The organism is Rhizobium sp. WYCCWR 11128 (assembly GCF_013416305.1).
GTDB classification, from domain to species: Bacteria; Pseudomonadota; Alphaproteobacteria; order Rhizobiales; family Rhizobiaceae; genus Rhizobium; species Rhizobium indicum.
The window spans coordinates 971,426-995,340 of record NZ_JACCEZ010000001.1 but is presented as its reverse complement, the minus strand read 5'-3'; the positions used below and the strand labels follow the sequence as shown (position 1 = coordinate 995,340).

At 60.9% G+C, this 23,915-nt stretch carries 19 protein-coding genes; 7 read left to right on the top strand and 12 right to left on the bottom strand.

Translation table 11 applies throughout. From position 1 onward, the window contains the following. Position 1: 1 nt before the first annotated feature. Positions 2-364 (top strand): glycine cleavage system protein GcvH, encoded by a 363-nt coding sequence (gcvH, locus tag HX898_RS04800; RefSeq protein WP_003539971.1) that lies wholly within the window; start codon positions 2-4, stop codon positions 362-364. Beyond that, positions 364-3,228, top strand: a complete 2,865-nt coding sequence (gene gcvP / locus HX898_RS04795; RefSeq protein WP_180194119.1) for an aminomethyl-transferring glycine dehydrogenase — start codon at positions 364-366, stop codon at positions 3,226-3,228. Before gcvH ends, gcvP begins: the two co-directional genes overlap by 1 nt. A 145-nt stretch (positions 3,229-3,373) precedes the next feature. On the opposite strand, the gene HX898_RS04790 is transcribed toward gcvP, so the two are convergent. Continuing rightward, positions 3,374-5,008 (bottom strand): DUF1254 domain-containing protein, encoded by a 1,635-nt coding sequence (locus HX898_RS04790; protein ID WP_180194118.1) that lies wholly within the window; start codon positions 5,006-5,008, stop codon positions 3,374-3,376. 952 nt (positions 5,009-5,960) lie between these two features. On the opposite strand from HX898_RS04790, the gene HX898_RS04785 reads away from it, so the two are divergent. After that, positions 5,961-7,007 carry a GH25 family lysozyme gene (locus HX898_RS04785; RefSeq protein ID WP_180194117.1) on the top strand — a complete coding sequence of 349 codons (1,047 nt, stop codon included), beginning with the start codon at positions 5,961-5,963 and terminating at the stop codon, positions 7,005-7,007. A 164-nt stretch (positions 7,008-7,171) separates the two neighbouring features. Beyond that, entirely contained in the window at positions 7,172-7,477 is a 306-nt protein-coding gene (locus tag HX898_RS04780; RefSeq protein WP_180194116.1) for a flagellar basal body protein, read from the top strand. 58 nt (positions 7,478-7,535) lie between these two features. Here HX898_RS04780 and sufA read toward each other — a convergent pair whose 3' ends face one another. From sufA to HX898_RS04745, 7 genes are all read right to left on the bottom strand, one after another. Continuing rightward, positions 7,536-7,928, bottom strand: a complete 393-nt coding sequence (sufA, locus tag HX898_RS04775; RefSeq protein WP_018072227.1) for a Fe-S cluster assembly scaffold SufA — start codon at positions 7,926-7,928, stop codon at positions 7,536-7,538. Between the two features lie 96 nt (positions 7,929-8,024). Next, positions 8,025-8,405: an SUF system Fe-S cluster assembly protein gene (locus tag HX898_RS04770; protein ID WP_003559708.1), complete on the bottom strand. Its 381-nt coding sequence runs from the start codon at positions 8,403-8,405 to the stop codon at positions 8,025-8,027. Between the two features lie 12 nt (positions 8,406-8,417). After that, positions 8,418-9,659: a cysteine desulfurase gene (locus HX898_RS04765; RefSeq protein ID WP_180194115.1), complete on the bottom strand. Its 1,242-nt coding sequence runs from the start codon at positions 9,657-9,659 to the stop codon at positions 8,418-8,420. 12 nt (positions 9,660-9,671) lie between these two features. After that, positions 9,672-10,946 carry a Fe-S cluster assembly protein SufD gene (gene sufD, locus HX898_RS04760; RefSeq protein WP_180194114.1) on the bottom strand — a complete coding sequence of 425 codons (1,275 nt, stop codon included), beginning with the start codon at positions 10,944-10,946 and terminating at the stop codon, positions 9,672-9,674. Positions 10,947-10,971: 25 nt separating this feature from the next. Next, positions 10,972-11,727, bottom strand: a complete 756-nt coding sequence (sufC, locus tag HX898_RS04755) for a Fe-S cluster assembly ATPase SufC (protein WP_018445225.1) — start codon at positions 11,725-11,727, stop codon at positions 10,972-10,974. A gap of 125 nt (positions 11,728-11,852) precedes the next feature. Then, positions 11,853-13,322, bottom strand: coding sequence for a Fe-S cluster assembly protein SufB (sufB, locus tag HX898_RS04750; RefSeq protein WP_180194113.1), 1,470 nt, complete (start codon positions 13,320-13,322; stop codon positions 11,853-11,855). A gap of 93 nt (positions 13,323-13,415) precedes the next feature. Beyond that, positions 13,416-14,633, bottom strand: coding sequence for a cysteine desulfurase family protein (locus tag HX898_RS04745; protein WP_180194112.1), 1,218 nt, complete (start codon positions 14,631-14,633; stop codon positions 13,416-13,418). Positions 14,634-14,850: 217 nt separating this feature from the next. Here HX898_RS04745 and HX898_RS04740 point away from each other — a divergent pair, with 217 nt between their 5' ends. Together HX898_RS04740 and HX898_RS04735 are read left to right on the top strand one after the other, a co-directional pair. Continuing rightward, positions 14,851-15,528: an alpha/beta hydrolase gene (locus tag HX898_RS04740; protein WP_003540001.1), complete on the top strand. Its 678-nt coding sequence runs from the start codon at positions 14,851-14,853 to the stop codon at positions 15,526-15,528. Positions 15,529-15,671: 143 nt separating this feature from the next. Continuing rightward, entirely contained in the window at positions 15,672-16,847 is a 1,176-nt protein-coding gene (locus HX898_RS04735; RefSeq protein WP_180194111.1) for an acyltransferase, read from the top strand. Here HX898_RS04735 and HX898_RS04730 read toward each other — a convergent pair. Next, complete coding sequence (locus HX898_RS04730) at positions 16,844-17,374, bottom strand: GNAT family N-acetyltransferase (RefSeq protein ID WP_180194110.1); 531 nt, start codon at positions 17,372-17,374, stop codon at positions 16,844-16,846. The two genes, HX898_RS04735 and HX898_RS04730, sit on opposite strands and share 4 nt — an antisense overlap. After that, positions 17,371-18,489: an anhydro-N-acetylmuramic acid kinase gene (locus HX898_RS04725; RefSeq protein WP_180194109.1), complete on the bottom strand. Its 1,119-nt coding sequence runs from the start codon at positions 18,487-18,489 to the stop codon at positions 17,371-17,373. Before HX898_RS04725 ends, HX898_RS04730 begins: the two co-directional genes overlap by 4 nt. A gap of 133 nt (positions 18,490-18,622) precedes the next feature. Between HX898_RS04725 and tyrS the strand changes: the two genes are divergently transcribed. Continuing rightward, a complete protein-coding gene (tyrS, locus tag HX898_RS04720) occupies positions 18,623-19,879 on the top strand; it encodes a tyrosine--tRNA ligase (RefSeq protein ID WP_180194108.1) in 1,257 nt (418 codons plus the stop codon). A 61-nt stretch (positions 19,880-19,940) separates the two neighbouring features. On the opposite strand, the gene HX898_RS04715 is transcribed toward tyrS, so the two are convergent. Next, on the bottom strand, positions 19,941-20,261 hold the full coding sequence (locus HX898_RS04715; protein ID WP_180194353.1) for a hypothetical protein: 321 nt from the start codon (positions 20,259-20,261) through the stop codon (positions 19,941-19,943). A 222-nt stretch (positions 20,262-20,483) separates the two neighbouring features. Then, positions 20,484-23,882, bottom strand: a complete 3,399-nt coding sequence (locus HX898_RS04710) for an AsmA-like C-terminal domain-containing protein (protein ID WP_138389094.1) — start codon at positions 23,880-23,882, stop codon at positions 20,484-20,486. Positions 23,883-23,915 lie beyond the last annotated feature (33 nt).

Here is a 23,915-nt window from a genome sequence, read left to right as displayed (position 1 = left end):
AATGCTGAAATTTACCGAAGAACACGAATGGCTGAAGATCGAAGGCGGCGTTGCGACGGTCGGCATCACCACCTATGCCGTCGAACAGCTCGGCGACCTGGTTTTCGTCGAATTGCCGGAAGTCGGCGCGACCTTCTCCAAGAACGGCAATGCCGCGACCGTTGAATCGGTCAAGGCTGCTTCCGATGTCTATTGTCCGCTTGATGGCGAGATCACTGAGGTCAATCCGGCCATCGTTGCAGATCCGTCGCTGGTCAATTCCGATCCTCAGGGCGCCGGCTGGTTCTTCAAGCTGAAGCTGGCAAATGCTGCGGACGCCGATGGCCTGCTCGACGAGGCGGCCTACAAGGAGCTCACTGCGTAATGACGACGCCGACAGAATTCCAGTTCACCGACTATCAGCCCTACGATTTCGCCAATCGCCGCCATATCGGACCCTCGCCGGCCGAGATGACCGATATGCTGAAGGTGATCGGCTACAACAGCCTCGATGGCCTGATCGACGCGACGCTGCCGCCCTCGATCCGCCAAAAGGCGCCGCTCGTCTGGGGCGCGCCGATGACCGAGCGCGAGGCGCTCGACAAGCTGCGCGAGACCGCCAACAAGAACAAGGTACTGGTCTCGCTGATCGGCCAGGGTTATTACGGCACGATTACGCCGCCGGTCATCCAGCGCAACATCCTGGAAAACCCGGCCTGGTACACCGCCTATACGCCCTACCAGCCGGAGATCAGCCAGGGCCGCCTGGAAGCGCTCCTGAACTACCAGACGATGATCTGTGATCTGACGGGTCTCGACGTTGCCAACGCCTCGCTCCTCGACGAGGCGACCGCCGCCGCCGAAGGCATGGCGATCGCCGAGCGCGTCGCCAAGTCGAAGGCGAAATCCTTCTTCGTCGATGCCGACTGCCATCCGCAGACTATTGCCCTGATCCGCACCCGCGCCGAGCCGCTCGGCTGGAGCGTCATCGTCGGCAACCCCTTCACCGATCTCGATCCTGTCGACGTCTTTGGCGCGATCTTCCAATATCCCGGCACGCACGGTCACGTGCATGATTTTACCGGCCTGATCTCGCGCCTGCACCAGACTGGCGCCATAGCAATCGTCGCCGCCGATATCCTGGCGTTGACGTTGTTGAAATCGCCCGGCGAAATGGGTGCCGATATCGCCGTCGGATCCTCGCAGCGCTTCGGCGTCCCGGTCGGCTATGGCGGCCCGCACGCAGCCTATATGTCGGTCAAAGATGCCATCAAGCGCTCCATGCCTGGCCGCCTCGTCGGCGTTTCCGTCGATGCCCGTGGCAACCGCGCCTATCGCCTGTCGCTGCAGACCCGCGAACAGCATATCCGCCGCGAAAAGGCGACGTCGAACATCTGCACCGCCCAGGTGTTGCTGGCCGTCATGGCCTCGATGTATGCCGTCTTCCACGGCCCGAAGGGCATCAAGGCGATCGCCCAGCAGGTGCACCAGAAGGCCGTGCTGATGGCCAAGGGCCTGGAAAAGCTCGGTTACAAGGTTGAGCCCGAGACCTTCTTCGACACTATCACCGTCGATGTCGGCCATATGCAGGGCCTCATCCTGCGCGCCGCCGTCGCCGAAGGCGTCAATCTGCGCAAGGTCGGTGAAACCAAAATCGGCATGAGTCTCGACGAACGCACCCGGCCGGCGACGCTCGAAGCCGTCTGGCGCGCTTTCGGCGGCAATTTCACCATTGCCGATTTCGAGCCTTCCTACCGCCTGCCGAAGGGCCTGCTCAGGACCAGCGAGTACCTCACCCATCCGATCTTCCACATGAACCGCGCCGAAAGCGAGATGACGCGTTACATCCGCCGGCTTTCCGACCGGGATCTGGCGCTTGACCGCTCGATGATCCCGCTCGGCTCCTGCACGATGAAGCTCAATGCGACGGCGGAAATGCTGCCGATCACCTGGCCGGAATTTTCCGACATCCATCCCTTCGTGCCGGCCGACCAGGCGCTCGGCTACCGCGAGATGATCGACGACCTGATCGAAAAGCTCTGCGCCGTCACCGGCTACGACGCCTTCTCCATGCAGCCGAATTCCGGTGCGCAGGGCGAATATGCCGGCCTGCTGACGATCCGCAACTATCATATCGCCAATGGCGACGGCCATCGCGACGTCTGCCTGATCCCGACCTCGGCGCACGGTACCAATCCGGCTTCGGCCCAGATGGTCGGCATGAAGGTGGTGGTCGTCAAGGTGCGTGAAAATGGCGATATCGATCTCGACGATTTCCGCGCCAAGGCGGAGCAGCATGCGGCAAACCTCTCCTGCTGCATGATCACCTACCCTTCGACGCACGGCGTCTTCGAGGAGACCGTCAAGGAAATCTGCGATTTGGTGCATGAGCATGGCGGCCAGGTCTATCTCGACGGCGCCAACATGAACGCCATGGTCGGCCTGTCCCGCCCCGGTGACATCGGCTCCGACGTCAGCCACCTGAACCTGCACAAGACCTTCTGCATCCCGCATGGCGGCGGCGGACCCGGCATGGGCCCGATCGGCGTCAAGGCGCATCTGGCCCCCTACCTGCCCGGCCATCCCGAAACCGACGGCCGTTCGGGTGCGGTCTCGGCCGCCGCCTTCGGCTCGGCCTCGATCCTGCCGATCTCCTGGAGCTATTGCCTGATGATGGGCGGCGAAGGCCTGACGCAGGCGACCAAGGTGGCTATCCTCAACGCCAACTATATCGCCACCCGGCTGAAGGGCGCCTATGACGTGCTCTACAAGTCGGCTGCCGGCCGCGTCGCGCATGAATGCATCATCGACACCCGTCCGCTGGTCGATAGCTGCGGCGTCACCGTCGACGACGTCGCCAAGCGCCTGATCGACTGCGGCTTCCATGCGCCCACCATGAGCTGGCCGGTTGCCGGCACGCTGATGATCGAGCCGACGGAAAGCGAGACCAAGGCCGAACTCGACCGCTTCTGCGAGGCGATGCTGGCGATCCGCGAGGAAGCCCGCGCCATCGAGGACGGCCGCATGGACAAGGCCAACAACCCGCTGAAGAACGCCCCGCATACGGTGGAAGACCTCGTCGGCGAATGGGATCGCCCCTACAGCCGAGAACAGGCCTGCTTCCCGCCCGGCGCTTTCCGCGTCGACAAATACTGGTCGCCTGTTAATCGCGTCGACAATGTCTATGGCGACCGCAACCTGATCTGCACCTGCCCGCCGGTGGAAAGCTACGCGGAGGCCGCGGAATAACAGCAATTCGGGCAGGCCCTCCCGTGCTTCGGAGGGGCTGCCCGCATTTGGCGCACTACAGCGCCGCGCGTCTTTTCAGCAAAGGACGCCTGTCGCAAGAGACTACTTCCGCGCGATGGTCAGCATTGCTCCCACATTCCCAACATTAGGGAACGAGTTCGATTTCGCTCAACCGCCACTCCTTCGTGAAGAACGTCTCAAGCGGGCTGTAGAGGCGAAGGAGCGTGAACCAGCCCTTGCCGGGCATGGTCTGGATCCAATTGCCCCGTTTCACGCCCTCGGGTTGGGTCGGGGCGAAATAGATTGTCGTCGCGCCATCCGCGTCCGCTTCGGCGGCGGGCGATGGATAGCTCTGGCTGCCGGCGCGCGGGTAGCCTTGCGGCGTCTGGAGCATCGAGCGCGACTGGTTGTCGTAGAGGGTAAAGGACCAGAACGCGGCCGCTGGAATGTCCTTCGGTAGCGTCACCTTGTAGGTTTTGCCGCCGTCGAGGTCGTTCTTGTTGGCGTCCAGGAAACCCATGAGATATTGCGACCCGACCTTGGGGAGCCGCATGATCATGCCGGGCGAGTCGAGCGTGTAGCCGAAGTAGAACGCGGTTTTCGAGTCGAGGGTTCGAGCACCGGTCGGCGGCAATGGTGCGAAAAGACCCTCTTTGGTAATCATCGGCGGCGGGGTTTCGAAATTTGCGCCACCCTCCCACAGCATGTTTCCCCACATTGAGTCTGGATAGTACGACCAATCAGGATGGGGGCCGCTGGAACGCCAGTTCAGCGCACGGCTGGCCGCGTTTCCCACCGCTGCTGCGTCGGTCAGAATCTTCTTCATCCGGTCGTCCGGTTTGAATTCCTTGCCCTTGACGATACCGATGGCTGCCAATTGGCCTGCAAGTTCCGGATTGTAGGAATCGGCCGGCTCTGCCTGAACATTGGCGTTGATCATCTCGAAGAACGAATAGTCGCTTGGGGGGATCGTATTGAACGCCTTGCCGCTCGCCTCGAGGAACCTGGTTTCAGGAACCGGCGGGTTCGATTCAAGCCTGACTTTGCCTTCGAGCGCCGTTGCGATGCTCGTGCCGACACCGCCCGGCGTGTAGGGATAGATCTTCATATTCTTCTTGATGTTCTCGACAGTCGGCTTCGGATCGTTGTCTACGAGGTAACCGCGAGATGCATAGATGACCCGGTTCGTCTTCGACCGCGCTACATAGAAACCGCCTTCGGGAACCGGACCGTCATAGCCGGGTGGCAGCAGCAGGTATCTTCCGCCTTCACCGCGGTCGGGGCCGGGGAACCCGACATCGATGATCCAGCCAAACCACATGTCGTTGATCGTACCTACCCCCATAGGAGGCTGCTCGACCACGATCGGCCCCTTAGTCAAATCCACGATGCTGAAATAGTAGACGGTATCGGCATTGGCCGTGAGGAACAGCGACTTCGAATCCATCAACTCGGGGTAAAGGGTGACCGTATTGTCCTCAGCGCCGATGCTGAGAAGCCCCTTTCGGATCGCATAGGCGGATGCGCCACCATAGCTGTTGAGGAACACGTCAAGGGCGCGGGTAAAATCAAGCGTGTCATAAACCTTTTTGACAGTTTCTGGGCTGGGAGCACCGTCCTTGAACTCGAGCGTACCAATGCGAGACTCGACTTTATCCGGGGTAACCAGGATCGGTGGGATTTCGCCCGCCGTCTGGCCGAAAGCTAGATTCCCGCCGTTGACCACGGTTGCGGTGATAAAAACTGCAACAAATGAAAGCTTTCTTCCGATATGTGTCATGCTGTCCTCCATTTCTTGAGTAAGACTTTGGATTGGCGCGGACAACACCACGTTACCGGGTGTCTATGGCGCGATGCACATGTCCCGTCACCCGAGCTTGCTCCGCGAATACTTTTGGACAAGATTGTCCTCATGAGATTTTTGAGCCAGTGGGCCTGCAAATCGGACGATGTGAAACCCTTTCACGATGCCGTGAAATAGCAAGTACGTTACAGTAACATACGCGGTAAATGCCCACACCTGTCAGTCGATTCCAGTTTGATCCTCGCGCAGAAAAGTCTTCTTGAAGAATCGATTTACCATTCAAAGCACGCCCGATCGACGCGCACTCCTGCGGATCTGCTAGGTCTAAGGAATGTTCAGATTGATACCTGTTGTCGCCGGAAAGCCGGACATTCACCCTTAAGAAGCTTCGGGAGGTCTCCGAGGACGACACCTTCAAGGCTTTCTGCCTGATCCGTTAGCCGGAGACGGGGGCCGCCCGGTTTGCATCAACTGCGGACACGAGCGCTGCTATCCGATCCGATGCCAGAAGTGCCGCCGAGAATTCTCGGTCACCTCGAAGTTTGCAACGCGAATTTCCTGGCACAGTCGAAAGTCGACACTGGAGTGTCTGCTTCCCTTAGGATGCGCAGGAGAGTTCCGCGTTTGTCGATGTCCTTGAATAGCGGCGTGACCGAACTTGCAGCGATCTTCGGAGGTTTTCTCGAACGAATTCGGACAGCGCCGTCAGGACGCTAATTCTCGTCGTAGACTTGCAGGACCGTGTCGAAAGCAGCTCGCTGCGGCTCAAAGGTCGCGATCTCGTCTGGGTGGCGGATCCTACATAATTGCGAAATTATGCAGTGGGATCAAATTTAACCTTTCTTAGCAAGTCTCTGTTAGCCTTTTAGAAAGGCGGCTTCCATCAATATGGATCACCGTCGATCCCTTGTTTTGCGTGCAGGTTCTTATGCGTCCATCGGCAGTGCCAGCAATCCTCCTCGCCGCCCTGATCCTCTCGGGATGCGCTGCCAGTTCTGGCGCCGAAGATGTGCTGGGCAACGTGCCGTCTCCGGAAACGACCAATGCCATCGCCCAGCCGAGCGGCCCGATTCCTGCCGCCGCGGTGGGCGTTTCAGCGCCGCAGGCAAGCCCGCCGCAGCAGGCGTTGAGCTGGGCTGGACAAGTTCCCGAGCCGCAGGCGCTCGTGCCCGCCGACAGGCCGGTCGGCATGCCGCTGCCGACAGATAAACCGGTCGCGCTGCTGATGCCGGCCAATCCCGCCGGCAATGCAATGCCCGATGTCGGCACGAGATCGCCGACACGCGGACAAATTTACGGCCACCGCTTCCGCGATGCCAAGCCTATCAACTTCGGCTCCACCTCGCCGAGAAAGCTTGCCGTGCACGGCGTCGACGTGTCGCGTTGGCAGGGCGAGATCGACTGGCAGACGTTGCGGCGGCAAGGCGCCAACTTCGTCTACATCAAGGCGACCGACGGCGGCGATCACCTTGATCCGATGTTCAAGAAGAACTGGCGCCGGGCCAAGGAAGCCGGCCTGAAACACGGCGCCTATCACTTCTTCTACTGGTGCCGGACAGCCGGTGAGCAGGCCGACTGGTTCATCCGCAACGTGCCAAGGGAAGCCAACGCTCTTCCGCCCGTCATCGACGTCGAATGGAACGGCGAATCGAGCTGCAAGAGGCGCATCTCCCCCACACGTGTTCGGGAAAAGATGCAGGTTTTCATGGATAAGCTGGAGCGCCATTACGGTCAGCGCCCGATCATCTATACCGCGCCGGATTTCTACCGCGACAATTTGAAGGGTCAACTGCTCGACTATCCCTTCTGGCTGCGCTCGGTGGCCGCTCATCCCTCCAAGGTCTATCCCGGCCGCAAGTGGGTCTTCTGGCAGTATTCCGGCTCTGGCCTTTCCGAAGGCGTCGACGGCAAGATCGACCTCAACGTCTTCAACGGCAACGAGAGCGATTGGCACGACTGGGTGGCGTCGCGTTAGCGAAGCTGGCCATGGCTCCGCGCCCCCGACCCCGTTCCGTGCCAATCCGGAACAGATGGATGCGAAGATGCGCGAACCTATAGGTCTTTGCTAACGCAACGCCTTCAACATTCCCTAAGCCCTTGCATGTACAAGAATTTCATCCAGTTCTGGGGAAACGGCTGATGAGCATGTCGGGCATTACGAGCACTGCTCTTTCGGGAATGCGGGCGCAGACGACGCGGGTCGGCGCAATTGCCAACAACATCGCAAACAGCAGCACGCCGGGCTATGCAAGGCTGAACACCAGCATCACCTCCGTTGCATCAGGCGGCGTCCAGGCCGTCGTCAGCCCGACCGCATCAGATGTCGATCCTGCCACCGAACTCACCGACCTGATCGAAGCCGAGCAGAGCTACAAGGCGAACGCCGTGGTCTTCGAGACCGGCGCCGACATGTGGGAAATGCTGATGAGCATCAAGCGCGACTGAACACGCCCGATTTCATCGGAGACTTGCTGGCGGAGAATTTTCCGCCGCTCTGAAGCTGTCAGGAATGCGCCGGCTCGCCCTGGCGCTGGGCGGCAAGGGCCGCGAGATCGGCAGGCTTCAGCTCGACGGATTCGCCGCAGCCGCAGGCCGATGTCTGGTTCGGATTGGTGAAGGTGAAGCCGGAGCGGAGCGTCGTCGTCTCGAATCCCATCTCGGTGCCGAGCAGGTAAAGAGCCGCGGATGGCTCGACCCAGACCTTTGCACCATCGCGCTCGATCAGGTCGTCCTTGGCATTGGGCTCGGTCACGAGGTCGATGGTATATTCCATCCCGGCGCAGCCGCCCTTCTTGATGCCGACGCGCACGCCCTTGGCATCCGGTCCCGAGTTCTCGACGATCGCCTTGACGCGAGCCGCAGCACCGTCCGTCATGCTCATGATTGCAAAGCCCATCGGCTCATTCTCCTTCCGCAACCGGGGTCAAGATCCGGCGCTTCGTGATTCAAATGTAGTCTTCCGAGGTAAACGGATCAATACCACGGTACTGTATCAGTACCAGCCGACGGCGACCTGCGCCTCTTCCGACATGCGGTCCGGCGTCCATGGCGGATCGAAGGTCATGGCAACCTCGACGCCCGACACGCCCTCGACGGCGCCGACGGCGTTTTCGACCCAGCCGGGCATCTCGCCGGCCACCGGGCAGCCGGGTGCAGTCAGCGTCATCATGATTTTCACCATCCGGTCGTCCTCGATGTCGATCTTGTAGATCAGACCGAGCTCGAAGATATCGGCGGGAATTTCCGGATCGTAGACCGTCTTCAGCGCGCTGATGACGTCGTCGCTCAGCCGTGCCAGCTCATCGGCCGGAATGCTGGAATGCACGATGCCTTCGCGCACGTCGATCTTCTGTTCGCTTTCGTCCAGGCTCATCACGGACACTCCTCAAGCAAAGAACTTGCGCGCATAATCAAGCGCATCGGCCAGGGCATCGACCTCGGCGCGGGTATTGTACATGCCGAAGGATGCACGGCATGTGGAGGTGACGCCGAAGCGTTTCAAGAGCGGCATGGCGCAATGCGTGCCGGCCCTGACCGCAACACCCTGCCGGTCGATCACCATCGAGACGTCATGGGCATGAATGCCGGCAAGCTCGAAGGAAAAGATGCTGCCCTTGTCGGGCGCCGTCCCGAAGACGCGCAGCGAGTTGACGGATTTCAGTCGCTCGACCGCATAGGCGGCAAGATCGGCCTCATGCCGGGCGATCGCCTCGCGGCCGATCTTCTCCATATAATCGAGCGCGTAACCCAGCCCGATCGCCTGCACGATCGGCGGCGTGCCGGCCTCGAAGCGATGGGGCGGATCATTATAGGTAACCACGTCCTCGGCGACTTCGAAGATCATCTCGCCGCCGCCCTGGAAGGGGCGCATCTCGAAAAGCCGCTCCTTCTTGCCGTAGAGCACGCCAATGCCGGACGGGCCATAGAGCTTATGGCCGGTCATGACGTACCAGTCGCAATCGATATCCTGCACGTCGACAGGCAGATGCACAGCGCCCTGGCTGCCGTCGATCAGCACTGGAATTCCGCGCTCATGCGCGATCCGGCAGACTTCCTTGACGGGAACGATCGTGCCGAGCGCATTCGACATATGGGTGATGGCGACGAGCTTGGTGCGCTCCGTCAGGCTCTTTTCGAAATCCTCGATATGGAAGGCGCCCTCGTCGTCGACCGGCACCCAGACGAGTTTGGCCCCTTGCCGATCGCGGATGAAGTGCCAGGGCACGATGTTGGAATGGTGCTCCATGATCGTCAGGACGATCTCGTCGCCTTCGCCAATCTTCGGCATGCCCCAGCCATAGGCGACGGTATTGATCGCTTCCGTCGAATTCTTGGTGAAGACGATGTCGTTCACCGAAGGCGCGTTGAGGAAGCGGCGGACCTTCTCGCGCGCTCCCTCATAGGCATCCGTCGCGGCGTTGGAAAGATAGTGCAGGCCACGATGCACATTGGCATATTCATGGGAATAGGCATGCGAGATGGCGTCGATCACCACCTGCGGCTTCTGCGCCGATGCGCCGTTGTCGAGATAGACCAGCGGCTTGCCATGCACCTTTTCCGCCAGGATCGGGAAATCCCGGCGGATGGCTTCGACGTCGTATTGCGTGGCCGGCACTATCTTGTCCATTGATATATCCGATCAGGCGTGCTTTTCGAGCCAGGCCGAAATCACGCCTTCCAGCGCCTCGACCAGGGCTTCATCATCAAGTTCCTCGACGATCTCGGCGACGAAGGCGTTGACGAGCATCGCCCGCGCCTTGTTCTCCGGAATGCCGCGCGCCATCATGTAATAGAGATGGTTGGCGTCGATATCGGTCACCGTGGCGCCGTGGCCGCACTGCACGTCGTCGGCGAAGATTTCGAGCTCGGGCTTGACCGAGAATTCGGCATCGTCGGACATCAACAGCGTGTTGCAGGCCATCTTGGCATCGGTTTTCTGCGCATCGGGCGCCACCCGGATCATGCCCTGGAAGACGCCCTTGGCGCGGTCGAAGACGACGTTGCGGATGACTTCGGTAGAGCCGGTATTCGGCACGTCGTGGCCGAGCACCATCGTCACGTCGGTATGGCTTTCTGCCCCGAGCAGGTTGATGCCGCGCAACGTCAGATCGGCGCCCTCGCCCGTCACCTTGATATGCAGCTCCTGGCGCACCAGCTTGCCGCCGGCATTGATGACGAAAAGCCGGAGCTTGGCGTCAGCGCCGAGATCGATGCGGATCTGCCCGAGATGCGTATCGTCGGCCCCCTGCTGCTGCAGGATGATCCAGGTCAGTTCGGCGCCTTCGCCAACCGTGATGTCACTGACATGGGACACCAGCGCTGCATCACCGGTCACCGTGCGGTGACGCTCGATGACGGTCGCCTTGACGCCGGCGCCGAAGGACACAGGCAGGCGCGTATGTGTCTGCCCGCCGGCATGGATGAACTGGATTTCAAGGGGGTTTTCAAGCTCGGTATCGGCAGGCACGTCGACGACATAGCCGTCGCGCACGAAGCTGCCATTGATGCGGCCGACCGCGTCGTCGCTGCCAAGCGCATCGAGTCCGCCTGCGGCAGAACCGTCAAGCAGACGTTCGGAATAGGCCGAAATGCCAAGACCGTCGGCAACGGCATTCCGGTTGGAATGGCCCTGGATCACCGCCAGCACCGTGGTATCAGCAACGAGCGGCTCCAAAGCCTCCGAGCCGGCATCGCCCGCCTGCTGCGGGACAGTGCGCAGAAGATTCTTGAGGTCGGTATAATGCCAGGCCTCGATGCGGCGCGTCGGCAGGCCGGCCTTCTTCAGGTCGTCGAGAAGCCGGTCGCGCAGTGCCGTCACCGCGCCATTGCCCGGCAGCTCGCCGATCTGCTGGTTGAAAGCCTCGATCAGCGCCGTCTCGGCCGCAGTCAGGCGGCTCGTCGTCTGCATGTTCATGGACGTCGTCCTTTCCACCCGAAACTCAGGCCGCCGTGCCGATGATGTCGGCATAGCCGTTGGCTTCCAGCTCATGCGCCAGCGTCTTGTCGCCCGACTTGATCACCTGGCCCTTGTAGAGCACATGGACGGTATCCGGCACGATATAGTCGAGCAGGCGCTGGTAGTGGGTGATAACCACGACCGCGCGGTCCGGCGAACGCAGCGCGTTGACGCCGTCGGCGACGATCTTCAGCGCATCGATGTCGAGGCCGGAATCGGTTTCGTCAAGCACGCACAGCTTCGGTTCGAGCAGCGCCATCTGCAGGATCTCGGCCCGCTTCTTTTCGCCGCCGGAGAAGCCGACGTTCAGCGGCCGCTTCAGCATCTCGGTATTGATCTGCAGCTTGCCGGCGGCATCCTTGACCCGGCGCATGAAATCCGGTGTCGTCAACTCGTCCTCGCCGCGCGCTTTACGCTGCTCGTTCATCGCCACCTTCAGGAACTGCATGGTGGCAACACCCGGAATTTCGACCGGATACTGGAAGGCGAGGAAGATGCCCTTGGCGGCGCGCTCGGCCGGATCGAGCTCGAGAATGCTCTCGCCATTATAGAGAATGTCGCCCTCGGTGACTTCGTAATCGCTGCGGCCGGACAGCACATAAGAGAGCGTCGACTTGCCGGAACCATTGGGCCCCATGATCGCGGCAACTTCGCCGGCCTTCACCGTAAGGTTCAGACCACGAATGATCTCGGTGCCGTCTTCGGCGATACGGGCATGAAGGTTTCTGATTTCAAGCATCTTTTGTTCCTGTTCATAAAGCGGGTTCAAGTGCCGCCCAATAGACCGTTCTCATCGGTCTCGATCGTCATCCTCGGGCTTGTCCCGAGGATCTAAGCCAAGCCCGAGGATGACGGAAATCGTGTTTAGCCGACCGAGCCTTCCAGCGAGATGCTGATCAGCTTCTGGGCCTCGACGGCGAATTCCATCGGCAGTTCCTGCAGGACTTCCTTGACGAAGCCGTTGACGATCAATGCGATCGCCGCTTCGGTCGGGATGCCGCGCTGCAGGCAATAAAACAGCTGGTCCTCGGAGATCTTCGAGGTCGTCGCTTCATGCTCGAACTGCGCCGTCGAATTCTTCGCCTCGATGTAAGGCACGGTATGGGCGCCGCACTTGTCGCCGATCAGCAGCGAATCGCACTGGGTGAAGTTGCGCGCGTTCGACGCTTTGCGGTGAGCCGAAACCTGGCCGCGATAGGTATTGTTGGAAACACCGGCGGCGATGCCCTTGGAAACGATGCGGCTCGACGTGTTCTTGCCGAGATGGATCATCTTGGTGCCGCTGTCGATCTGCTGATGGCCGTTGGACACGGCGATCGAATAGAACTCGCCGCGGCTGTCGTCGCCGCGCAGGATGCAGGACGGATATTTCCAGGTGATTGCCGAGCCGGTTTCGACCTGCGTCCAGGAAATCTTCGAACGGTCGCCGCGGCAATCGCCGCGCTTGGTGACGAAGTTGTAGATGCCGCCCTTGCCGTTCTTGTCGCCAGGATACCAGTTCTGGACGGTCGAATATTTGATCTCGGCATCATCGAGCGCAACGAGTTCGACGACAGCCGCATGCAGCTGGTTTTCGTCGCGCTGCGGCGCCGTGCAGCCTTCGAGATAGGAGACGTAAGCGCCCTCTTCCGCGATGATCAGCGTGCGCTCGAACTGGCCGGTGCCCTTCTCGTTGATGCGGAAATAGGTGGAAAGCTCCATCGGGCAGCGAACGCCCTTCGGCACGAAGACGAAGGAGCCGTCGGTAAAGACCGCCGAATTCAGCGTCGCGTAATAATTGTCCGTGGTCGGCACGACCGAGCCGAGGTACTTCTGCACCAGTTCCGGATACTCGCGGATGGCTTCCGAGATCGACATGAAGATCACGCCGGCCTTCTTCAGCTCTGCCTTGAAGGTGGTGACGACCGAGACGCTGTCGAAAACGGCGTCGACGGCGATCTTCGGCCTCTCGACACCGGCAAGGATCTCCTGCTCACGCAGCGGAATGCCGAGCTTCTCATAGACCTTCAACAGCTCCGGATCGACCTCGTCGAGCGATTTTGGACCCGGCGTGCTCTTCGGCGCGGCGTAATAATAGATGTCGTTGAAATCGATCTTCGGATAGTTGACGCGCGCCCAGGTCGGCTCTTCCAGCGTCAGCCAGCGACGATAGGCCTCGAGACGCCATTCCAGCATCCACTCCGGCTCCTGCTTCTTCGCCGAAATGAAGCGGATGATATCTTCGGACAGGCCTTTCGGCGCCTTGTCCATCTCGATGACGGTCTCGAAACCGTATTTATACTGGTCCACATCGATCAGGCGCACCTGGTCGATTGTTTCCTGCACCGCAGCCATCTCATTCTCCAATCTCGCCGGATACAAGGTCCGGCAGCTTGTAGCGTTTGGGCAATTACCTTGCCCCTCATGTAAGAGGCCAAAAGGGACTTTTCAGCCCGATTGGCAAGCAGAAATTTGCGTTTCCGCAAGTTTTGACAGCGCGCACGCCGCCTCCCCAGCCGACCTGCGCCGGTTGGCGATCTTTGCGAAAGCCGCAATCGCCCTGTCGATATCCTCTTCCGTCGTCGAAAAGCCGAGCGAGATGCGCAGCGCCCCGAGCTTGGCGTCACGGCCCATCGCCGTCAGCACATGGCTTTCGCCGAGCCGGCCGGACGAGCAGGCAGAGCCTGCGGATAGGGCAACGCCTTCGAGGTCGAAAGCAATCTGTCCAGTCTCGGCCTTCAGCCCCGGTAGGGTGAAGAAGATCGTATTGGCGACGCGCTCGCCGCCCTCGCCGTGGATCATCACATCGGCTGCTACCTCACGCATGCCGGCTTCCAGCCGCTCGCGCAACACGCCGATTGCCGCATTGCGCGCCTCGAGTTCGTCTGCCGCGGCTTCTGCCGCCGCGCCGAAGCCGATCAGCGCCAGCGAATTCTGTGTCCCTGAGCGGTGACCCCGCTCCTGCCCGCCGCCTTGGATCAGCGGCCTGGGCATCAGCGCCTCGCCCTGCGCAATGAGCGCGCCGGCACCCTTCGGCCCGCCGATCTTGTGCGAGGAAACGATCATGAAGTCGGCGCCGATCTTGCCGATATCGAGCGCGATCCGGCCGGCCGCCTGCACGGCGTCGACGACGAAGAGGCCGCCATGGGCGTGGACGATCTTTGCCGCCGCCTCGACCGGCTGGACAATGCCCGTCTCGTTATTGACGAGCATGATAGCGACCATCGGCAGGCCGGCGGCCTTGTCATGCGCTTCGAGCAGCAGGCCGAGCGCATCGAGATCGACGATGCCGGCTTCCGTCACCGGGATCTCCGTCATCTTCTCTTTGGCGAAGCGGCCGCCTTCGCGCACCGCCGGATGCTCGATCGCCGAGAAATAGAGATGGCCAAGGCGGAGCGGCGTGCGGCCCATGCGGAAATCCGACGTCAGCACCAGATTGGCGGCCTCGGTCGCGCCGCTGGTAAAGACCACATTGCCGGCATCGGTGCCGGCAAGTGCTGCCACCTTGCGCCGTGCGCCTTCGATGGCGGCGCGGGCGGCCCGGCCCTCGCCGTGAACGGAATTTGGATTGCCGAAAATGTCGATGGCGCGCATGATCGCCGCGCGTGCTGCGGGGTGCAGCGGCGCTGTGGCGTTCCAGTCGAGATAAAGGCGTGGCGGCGCCATGATCTTCAGTCCTGCGCTTGACGAGCTTGCTTCAGCATCCGCGGTTCATTTTTCTTGAAATTTCCGCCGGGCTTGCCTTATGACACATTCCACGATGCGTGGATCGCCATGCAAGTTTCGAATTGTTCTAAACTGCGTTTTAGAAAAGCTGACAACACTAGTCAAGTCATGTTGTCATCCAACGCAGCGCGAACGCGAAATAAAACCCGGAGTACCAATGCCCGAAGTTATTTTCAACGGCCCAGCCGGCCGTCTTGAAGGCCGCTACCAGCCCTCCAAGGAAAAAAGCGCGCCCATCGCCCTGATTCTGCATCCGCATCCGCAGTTCGGCGGCACGATGAACAATCAGATCGTCTACCAGCTCTTCTACATGTTCCAGAAGCGCGGGTTCACGACGCTGCGCTTCAATTTCCGGGGAATCGGCCGCAGCCAGGGCGAATTCGACCACGGCGCCGGCGAGCTCTCGGATGCCGCCTCGGCGCTCGACTGGGTGCAGAGCCTGCATCCTGATTCCAAGACCTGTTGGGTCGCCGGTTATTCCTTCGGCTCCTGGATCGGCATGCAGCTCCTGATGCGCCGGCCGGAAATCGAAGGCTTCATGTCGATCTCGCCCCAGCCGAACACCTACGACTTCTCCTTCCTGGCGCCCTGCCCCTCCTCCGGCCTGATCATCAACGGCGAGGCGGACAAGGTGGCGCCTGAGAAGGATGTCAACGGCCTTGTGGAGAAGCTAAAGACCCAGAAGGGCATCCTGATTACCCATCGCACCGTCGCCAACGCCAACCACTTCTTCAACGGTCAGGTGGAAACGCTTATGGGCGAATGCGAGGATTATCTCGACCGCCGCCTCAACGGCGAACTGGTGCCGGAACCGGCCGCCAAGCGGATTCGCTGACACCACAAATCTCAGCCTCATCAATGCCATGACGGTCCGGAACACAACCGGGCCGGCTGTGCCGGAACAGATCACCTATCGTGTTGCAATCCATGTTGCAGTGCGGTAGGGTCCTCGCGATCCTAACAAAAGCGAGGTCCGCAATGACCAAGTCGTTCGGGGAAGTCCTCGATAAGTATAGGGGAATTGGTCCGGGGTTCGATTTTCTTCGAATAGGGCTCGCCTTTTCCATCGTATTGACCCATTCCTTTTTGTTAACCGACAACAATGACTTCATCAGGGGGTCAGTATTCTGGTTCACGGAATACGCTCTTGTTCCGATGTTCTTCGCTTTGAGCGGATTTCTGATCGCTGGCAGTGCACAGCGCCTGAGCCTCCGGAATTTCCTGATCAACCGAGGCTTGCGCATCGTCCCAGCGCTTGCCGTCGATATCGTCGTTTGTTCGCTGATCATCGGACCGATCATCACGGTCGTCTATCATTCCGAATATTTTACCGATCAGCGGTTTTTCAAATACTTCCTGAATATCGTCGGCTGGATCCATTACGAGCTGCCGGGCGTTTTCCAGGATAATCCGAGCCAGCGCGTCAACGGCGCTCTGTGGACGGTTCCCTGGGAAATCTTCTGCTACATCATCATGTCGTTCCTGATGATCACCGCCATCGTGAAGACGCGCTACAAGCTGCTGGCGGTGGCGATCGCCTACATCGTCATCGGCCTTATCGTGCAGAAGATGCCCTATCTGTTGCCAGGCTCGATCAAGCCGATCGCGCGCTTCCTGTTCATGAGCCGAGGCTCCCAGCTGATAACGGCCTTCATGATGGGCATCGTCGCCTTTCAGTTCAGGGCAGTCATTCCGCATTCCCGCTGGATATTCGGCGCTGCCTGCCTGGTCTGCATCGTCGCCATCCTCACCCTGGACAGCCGCGCGACGGAGTCGGTGCTCAACCGGCCCTTGGTCATCACCTCTCTTGTCTACATCACCGTCTTCGTCGGCTTGTCCGAGGTGCCCATCCCGGCCTTTTTCAAGAAAGGCGACTATTCCTACGGCGTCTATCTCTATCACGACCCGTTTTTGCAGATCTGGATCAGCTCGTTCCCGTCGGTTTTCCTCTATCCAAAATATGGTGCGCTGGCGCTCTATCTCGTCGGCCTGCCATCGGCTCTCGCCGTTGCAGTGCTGTCCTGGCATTTCATCGAGAAGCCGATCCTCGGCCTTCGCAAGAAATTCTCGTTCATCGCCCAGGTCAGGGGCGTCGAGGATGGCAATCAGGCTGGGCGCGAATCTCATGTCCGGCCGGTCGCCGTAAAGAGTTAGGAGTCTTTCGTCAGCCGCATATCGGCGGTGAGTTCGAAAGCCGTGCCAAGCACTCCATCGATCAGGATCGGCGCGCGTTCGCGCATGCCGATCTTTCTGAGGACGCGTTGCGAGGCGATGTTTTCGGGATGCGTGAAGGCGATGAAGCCCGATGCAAACTTCCTTTCGAAGAACCAGTCGGCAAGCGCGCTCGCCGCTTCCGTTGCCAGGCCCTTGCCCCACGCCTCCTCGCGCAGGGAATAGCCGAGTTCGAATTGCTCGTTCCTGAACTTTGAAATCCCCGCACGGCCGAGAAATCGACCGTCCTCAGCGAGGAGCTTGTATTTGGTCGTGCCGTCGCGCGCCTGTTCCTCGAACCAGCCGCGCAGCCGTTCCTCAGCCTTTTGGAGGCTCCACGGCACGTTGCCGGACAAATATCGGGTCGTCGCCATCGTCGAATGCAGCTGTTGCACCAGGGTCCCATCGCCTTCGTCCCACATGACGAAGGTAAGCCGTGGCGTCTTCAGTATGACCTTTTGCTCTGTCATGGCGTTGCCAGCACCCCACCGCTGACAGGAGCCGCGACCCCTGTCGTGCCGGGGAATGTCAGCGGCAGCCCGTCCAGCGACCGGACGGCGAGATAGGCCCAGGCCTCGGCTTCCATCGCATCGCCGTCGAAGCCCGCCTCCTCGGCCGTCAACACCCTCGAGCCCAGCCTTTCGGCCATGACTGAGAACTCTGCCATGAGAGTGGCGTTCAGCCGCCCGCCGCCGCAGACGATATACAGCGCTGGGGTCTCCGCCAGGAAACCGGCGGATTTGATGATCGAGGCAGCGGCGACATGCGCGAGCGTCCGGGCGCCGTCTTCAAGACCCGCCTCCTCCGGCCGAAGCGGCGCGAAATCGCCGCGGTCCAGCGAGCGGCGAACATTGCCGCGGAAGAACGGGCTTTGCAGATAGCGTTCCGCCAAGCTGGCCACGACCTTGCCGCGCCCACCGATCTCGCCGCCGGGGTCATAGGTTTTGCCGGTCTGCATCTCCACCCACTGGTCGATCAGCGTATTGCCCGGACCGCTGTCGAACGCCGATATCCGGCCGTCGGTGCCGATAAAGGTGAGATTGGAGATGCCGCCGATATTGACGAAGCACACTGCCTGTCCCGCCTGCTGAAATTTTCCCGCAAGTGCCGCGTGATAGGCCGGCACCAGCGGCGCGCCCTGCCCGCCATGAACCATATCGTTGGCGCGCATGTCGTAGACCACCGATATGCCGGTTCTCTTCGCCAGTTCCCCGCCGTCCCCGATCTGAATCGTCAATCCCTCGTCAGGGCGATGAAGCACCGTCTGGCCATGGAAGCCGAGAATATCGACGGCATCGGCAGAAAGCCCAAAACGCTCCATGAATGCCGTAACGGCAATTGCATGCCGCAACGTCAGTTCAAGCTCGATATCGCGAAGCTCAGCGGGTCGTTCGCTCCTGTCGGTCAGTGGACGCGACAGTTTCAGCGCCCGTTTGAGCTGCCCGCGAAAATCCGCGTCATAGGGCACGCCCATGAACGGCCCGCGCTCGATGAAGCCGCGGCCGTCGGTCCTGATCAACGCGACGTCGATTCCGTCCATCGACGTGCCGCTCATCAGCCCGATCGCGGTCCTGATGACATCCATGAGGCTTGCCTCCCATGCGATTCCCGGATGCACTTTTATAAAAACAGTGCTAAACGCGCCGCGACAGATCAACAACAACGAACTTGCTTCAAGCCCCCATGGGGTGCGGAGCAGACACCAAGAGACGAAACCTATGTCCGAGTTCAAGTCCGATTTCCTCCGCACGCTGAAAGAGCGCGGCTTCATTCATCAGGTCTCCGATGAAAGCGGCCTCGACGACCTGTTCGCCAAGGAAACCGTGACGGCCTATATCGGCTTCGATCCGACGGCACCCAGCCTGCACGCCGGCTCGCTGATCCAGATCATGATGCTGCACTGGATGCAGAAGACCGGTCATCGCGCCATCTCGCTGATGGGCGGCGGCACCGGCATGGTCGGCGATCCCTCCTTCAAGGAAGAAGCGCGCCAACTCATGACCGTGGATACGATCGAAGGCAACATCGCCTCGATCAAGCGCGTCTTTTCCAATTACCTGAACTACGGCGACGGCCCCAAGGACGCGCTGATGATCAACAATGCCGAATGGCTGCGCTCGCTGAACTACCTCGAATTCCTGCGCGATGTCGGCAAGCACTTCTCGGTCAACCGCATGCTGTCCTTCGACAGTGTTAAGACGCGTCTCGACCGCGAACAGTCCCTGTCTTTCCTGGAATTCAACTACATGATCCTCCAGGCCTATGACTTCGTCGAGCTTGCCAAGCGCTACGATTGCCGACTGCAGATGGGTGGTTCGGACCAGTGGGGCAATATCGTCAACGGTATCGATCTCGGTCACCGCATGGGGACACCGCAGCTCTATGCGCTGACGTCACCGCTGCTGACGACGTCGTCGGGTGCCAAGATGGGCAAGTCGGCGACGGGCGCTGTCTGGCTGAACGCCGACATGCTCTCGGCCTATGATTTCTGGCAGTATTGGCGCAACACCGAGGATGCCGACGTCTCGCGTTTCCTGAAGCTCTACACAACGCTAGCGATGGATGAAATCGCCCGTCTCGCCGCACTCGGCGGCTCGGAGATCAACGAGGTCAAGAAGATCTTGGCAACTGAGGTTACCGCGATCCTGCACGGCCGCCCGGCCGCCGAGCAGGCCGCTGAAACCGCGCGCAAGACCTTCGAGGAAGGCAGCCTCTCGGAGAACCTGCCCTCGGTCGATATCCCCGCCACCGAACTCGACGGCGGCATCGGCCTGCTGTCGCTGATCGTTCGTGCCGGCCTTGCCTCGTCGAACGGCGAAGCTCGTCGTCACGTCCAAGGCGGCGCGGTCCGCATCAACGACGAGGCGATCAGCGACGAACGCAAGATGATCGGCAGCGGCGAAATCACCGCCGACGGCGTCATCAAGCTCTCGCTCGGCAAGAAGAAACACATCCTGATCCGCCGCGCGGCGTAAGCGGTGTCAGTTCCGAACAGATACCAAAGCCGGCGCCCGTGCCGGCTTTTTCTTTGCCTCACTATTCGGACCGGCGAGCAAGATCATTCAGCTCCCCGCCGGTATTCCGCGTCATCTCATTTGGTCTCTTAAGAAGATAGCCCGGCGGATCGATGCTTGAAGCGGGCTTTACCCGCGACCACCAGCTGATCGAGAAGATCGGCGGCGTCATCATCGCGTCGAGGGGAACGATAAGGACGTGGTCGGAACGGATGACCGCTTCTTGCGGTTTCAACCGCACGACCTTTTCCGCGGCAAGCGAAGCGTCGGCAAATGTGACAGCCACCATGGCGGCCGATGCGAAAGAAACTGTCCGGGCGCACTGCATCGCATCCTCCGACATTGCACCAGCCGTTGCTTGCTGGCCGGGACAATATAGTACATCAGATTTACCTAAAATAGGCAAAGCATCAATGTCGGACTGGTCAGGATAGGTCGGAATTGGCCTTGCCGAGGACAAACCTGCGCTTTTCTCTGCTGCGATCCGGCAACAAGTCACACACCGGACGATTTGTCGGAACCTTTTGCACCTGCCGGGATTTGCGACCTCCCGGCTTCCCCCGCCTCACTGGAATTCGAAGATCTGCCGGAAAACACCAGGCGCGATGATTGACAGCGGATTGATCTGCAGGTTCGGCTGGTCGAACTTGCCTGTCAGCTTGAAGGTAATGCCGATCAGGCCGCGGTCGCTGCCATTGCCGAGGATGACGCCGATCAGTGGCAGTTCGGCGAAGAGGCGGTTGAGGCCGTAGGCGGGCATGAAAGTGCCGGTCATGTCCATGTTGCCCTTGCGGTCGCGCACGATGCCCTGGAAGGTTGCGCCGATCTGGTCGCCGCGCAGCACGCCGTTCTCGATGCCGACCATGCCGTTGCGCGAGACGACACGGGCAAAGCCGCGCTGGAAGCGCTGCGACGAGGTATCGATGTCGCGCTTGACCGCTTCGTTGAGGCTGCGCTGCTCACTTCCGACCGGCGTCGAAACGATCGACCGCAGGCGTTGTTCGTTGACGATCGCGAAGCGGCGCACGTCGAGCGAGCCGTCCCAGCCGCCCTCCGCCCCCAGCCGGATCGCCAGATTGAGCAGGCCGCCCTGCATGTGCTGGTAGAGATCGGCGAAACGCGAAACCGCGCCGGCATCGCCGCTGGTGATGTTGATGACGCCGCCGTCCTTCATCTGGCTGACCACGGCCTCGCCGCTGTCAGTAACGGCGGAAAAATTGAGCGCCTGCAGCTTGTCGCCGCGCAGTGATATTTGCGCCTGAAAATTGCCGACCTTCTCGTCGTTGAAGCCGATGACGTTTTTCAGCCTGGCGCGCACCGATACGCCGGTGTCGCCGGCATCCCCATCACCATCACCGTCCGAGCCTGATTTCAACCGCTGGATGACCGGCCGCGCATCGGCGCTGTCGCCGGAGACCGAGACGTCGAAATTGCCTTTGCTGCGTTTCACCGACAGGGCGAAATCGTCGAGCGAGGAGAGCTTGACGCTGTCGAAATCGGCCGAGATCAGCCCGCCTTTGCCAATGTTCAGCGATCCGTTGGCGCCGAAACCGTCGCCCTTCAATCGAAAGTTCTTGATCTGGGTATTGTCGGCCGGGCCTGATGTTTCGAATTCGGCAGTGGCGGCAATGCCGCTGCCCTTCGCCCAGCCGATCCACGGCAGTTCGAGCAGCGACCTGGTGAGGTCGAGCTGGACGTCCTGCCGGTCGTCGTCGATCCGCGTCAGCACCATCTTCACGCTGCCGCCGACGATGCCGGAAAGGCCGGGTATCAGCTTGTTGCGCTGGTCCTCGGAAAGGGTCGCGGTGATCACCCGTTGTTTGGCCGCTGTGTCGGATGCCTCGACCGGTTCGGTAAGATCGATATCGGCCGGGACACCGTCGATCTGGGCTTTGGCATCGAGCGTGATCCGCTTCGGATTGCCGTTCAGCGTGCCGTCGAGATTGCTGATCATCCTGCCGGAAAACGGCTTGGCAAGATCGATATCGGTGAGCTTCATTGCCGCCGTCCATTCGGCAGGCGGCGGGTTTTGCGAGGAGAGCAGGCCGAAATGAGCCTTCACATGCGCCTCGATCCGGCCCTTGAGGTCATCGGGCGTAAAGCCGGCGCGCTGCAGCACCCGGATCGGCCGGTAGGTCAGAAGCTCGCCGACAGCGTCCGCCGCCCCTGAGACCGCGAGATCGATATCGGCCATCAGCGGTTTATCGTAGGTGGCGGGCAGAATGAACGTCCCCTGCCCGAGACCGACGGACCGGCCGGAGGGGAAATAGGAGGTGCCGCTCTTGATCGCGATCGTCGCAACCGGACCGGTCAGGTCGAAATGTGCTGACGTGTCGCGGATCGGCGGAATGTCGCCGGCGACGTTCATCCGCGCCTCTGCAATGTCGAAGCCGATGCGGATCTGGTTGGCGTCGAGCTTCAGGCCCTTGCCGCCGGCTGCCTCGTCCAGCCTGCCGAAAGGAATGAAGACGGATATGGTAGCGTTGGTGACGGTGCCGCCAAAGAGATTGCCGTGCACCCAGGTGCGCACCTTGGGCGCCATCCAGAACGGCCAGAGCTGCTTGATCGCTGTCGTCTGCAGCTGCGCCGACTGGCCGGCGAAGCTGATTTCCGGGGACTTGTCGCCGAGCTTGACGTGCAGCGATCCGTAGAGCGCGCCGAGCGAGCTGGAGACGGTCATGTTGGGAAACTGGAATTCGCGGCCGGCGACCATGTAGCGCCCTGTCGCCTGGATGTCGAAGGAAAGCGGCGGCTCGCCGGAGCCGCCGGGGGCTGCCGTGCCGCCGCTGACGAGCAGGTCGATACCGAAGCCTTTGCCTGCCTGCGGGTCGAGTTTGTCGAGATCGATCAGCGCGCCGTTGATGGGAAGCGTGGTCGCGCCGAACCGGGCGTTCGATCGGGCGATCTCGAGCGTCTGCTTGGTGAAATCATAGACGAGATTGATTTGCCCGCCCGACAACTCCTGCGGATCGCCATCCGCATAGATCTGGCCAGGATTGATGTCGATCGTCGCCGCCAGCGCCGGCTGCACGCCATCGCGCGCCCGGGTGGCCGACACTGTCAGATCGGCAAAGGCACTCAGTCCTTGCCGGATCATGCCCTGATCGTTGCGTTTCAGCGCGAAAGGCGTGAGGTCGGCATGCTTGAGCGTCGCCACGACCTTGGACACGTGGCCGTCTTCCTTGTCGGCCAGCACGTCGAGCTCCGCCACTTCGCCGTTGAGCGCGACTTCGCCGGTCAATTGCAGCGAGGACGGGCCGGCATGGGCAAAGACGAGATTGTCGATGACGAGCGACAGCGGACCGTTGGCGGTATCGGCAAGCTTGATGTCGATGCCGGAGATGCGCACCGAATTGGTCGAGCCGCGCGTCACGATGCTGTCGAACATGTCGAACTGCGAGAAGATCTTCTCCATCGCCGCCGGCATGGCGTCGATGCGCAGATCGTCGAGCTTGACGGCATTGCCGGAGGGCAAAAGCGCGGTATCGAGCGCGATATCCTCCGCTTCGATATCCGCGACGGCGATGCGGCCGCGGAAAAGCTGCAGCGGATCGAGCCCCAGGCGCACCGAACCCGTCGTCGACAGGTGCTGGCCGCTCTCCTGGTCGATCATGTTGACGTTGCGCGCTTCCAGCGCCAGCCGAAAATCCGAGGTGAAGCGGATGACGGTGGAGCCGACCTCGGCACGGTAGCGCGGTCCGGCCACGCCATTCAGCGCCGCCTGAGCCTGCTGCGACAGCGGCTTGTCGAACATGCCGCTCTCGACGGTGAAAACGATGCCAGCGAGAATAACGAGGATCAGCCCCAGAAATCCGCAGGTCAGCTTCGCCGTGCGGCGCATCGGCGAACGCGGCGGCGGGCAATGAACGATGATCGGATCCTCGGCCTGGGCGGACGGCAAGCGGTCCAGCGCAACGATATCCTTCTTGCGAAACGTGACCTTTTCGCCGCGGATGGCTGACATGCGCCCTCGGGCTCTCCCTTTAAGTGAAGAATT

What these genes read in the sequence shown, in the direction of transcription:
- sufC (WP_018445225.1), bottom strand. Translation starts at nt 11,727, where the DNA reads ATGCTTGAAATCAGAAACCTTCATGCCCGTATCGCCGAAGACGGCACC.
- HX898_RS04765 (WP_180194115.1), bottom strand. Translation starts at nt 9,659, where the DNA reads ATGGACAAGATAGTGCCGGCCACGCAATACGACGTCGAAGCCATCCGC.
- sufD (WP_180194114.1), bottom strand. Translation starts at nt 10,946, where the DNA reads ATGAACATGCAGACGACGAGCCGCCTGACTGCGGCCGAGACGGCGCTG.
- HX898_RS04715 (WP_180194353.1), bottom strand. Translation starts at nt 20,261, where the DNA reads ATGTCGGAGGATGCGATGCAGTGCGCCCGGACAGTTTCTTTCGCATCG.
- tyrS (WP_180194108.1), top strand. Translation starts at nt 18,623, where the DNA reads ATGTCCGAGTTCAAGTCCGATTTCCTCCGCACGCTGAAAGAGCGCGGC.
- HX898_RS04790 (WP_180194118.1), bottom strand. Translation starts at nt 5,008, where the DNA reads ATGACACATATCGGAAGAAAGCTTTCATTTGTTGCAGTTTTTATCACC.
- sufA (WP_018072227.1), bottom strand. Translation starts at nt 7,928, where the DNA reads ATGGGCTTTGCAATCATGAGCATGACGGACGGTGCTGCGGCTCGCGTC.
- gcvP (WP_180194119.1), top strand. Translation starts at nt 364, where the DNA reads ATGACGACGCCGACAGAATTCCAGTTCACCGACTATCAGCCCTACGAT.
- HX898_RS04785 (WP_180194117.1), top strand. Translation starts at nt 5,961, where the DNA reads ATGCGTCCATCGGCAGTGCCAGCAATCCTCCTCGCCGCCCTGATCCTC.
- HX898_RS04780 (WP_180194116.1), top strand. Translation starts at nt 7,172, where the DNA reads ATGAGCATGTCGGGCATTACGAGCACTGCTCTTTCGGGAATGCGGGCG.
- sufB (WP_180194113.1), bottom strand. Translation starts at nt 13,322, where the DNA reads ATGGCTGCGGTGCAGGAAACAATCGACCAGGTGCGCCTGATCGATGTG.
- HX898_RS04725 (WP_180194109.1), bottom strand. Translation starts at nt 18,489, where the DNA reads ATGGATGTCATCAGGACCGCGATCGGGCTGATGAGCGGCACGTCGATG.
- HX898_RS04735 (WP_180194111.1), top strand. Translation starts at nt 15,672, where the DNA reads ATGACCAAGTCGTTCGGGGAAGTCCTCGATAAGTATAGGGGAATTGGT.
- HX898_RS04730 (WP_180194110.1), bottom strand. Translation starts at nt 17,374, where the DNA reads ATGACAGAGCAAAAGGTCATACTGAAGACGCCACGGCTTACCTTCGTC.
- HX898_RS04740 (WP_003540001.1), top strand. Translation starts at nt 14,851, where the DNA reads ATGCCCGAAGTTATTTTCAACGGCCCAGCCGGCCGTCTTGAAGGCCGC.
- gcvH (WP_003539971.1), top strand. Translation starts at nt 2, where the DNA reads ATGCTGAAATTTACCGAAGAACACGAATGGCTGAAGATCGAAGGCGGC.
- HX898_RS04745 (WP_180194112.1), bottom strand. Translation starts at nt 14,633, where the DNA reads ATGGCGCCGCCACGCCTTTATCTCGACTGGAACGCCACAGCGCCGCTG.
- HX898_RS04710 (WP_138389094.1), bottom strand. Translation starts at nt 23,882, where the DNA reads ATGTCAGCCATCCGCGGCGAAAAGGTCACGTTTCGCAAGAAGGATATC.
- HX898_RS04770 (WP_003559708.1), bottom strand. Translation starts at nt 8,405, where the DNA reads ATGAGCCTGGACGAAAGCGAACAGAAGATCGACGTGCGCGAAGGCATC.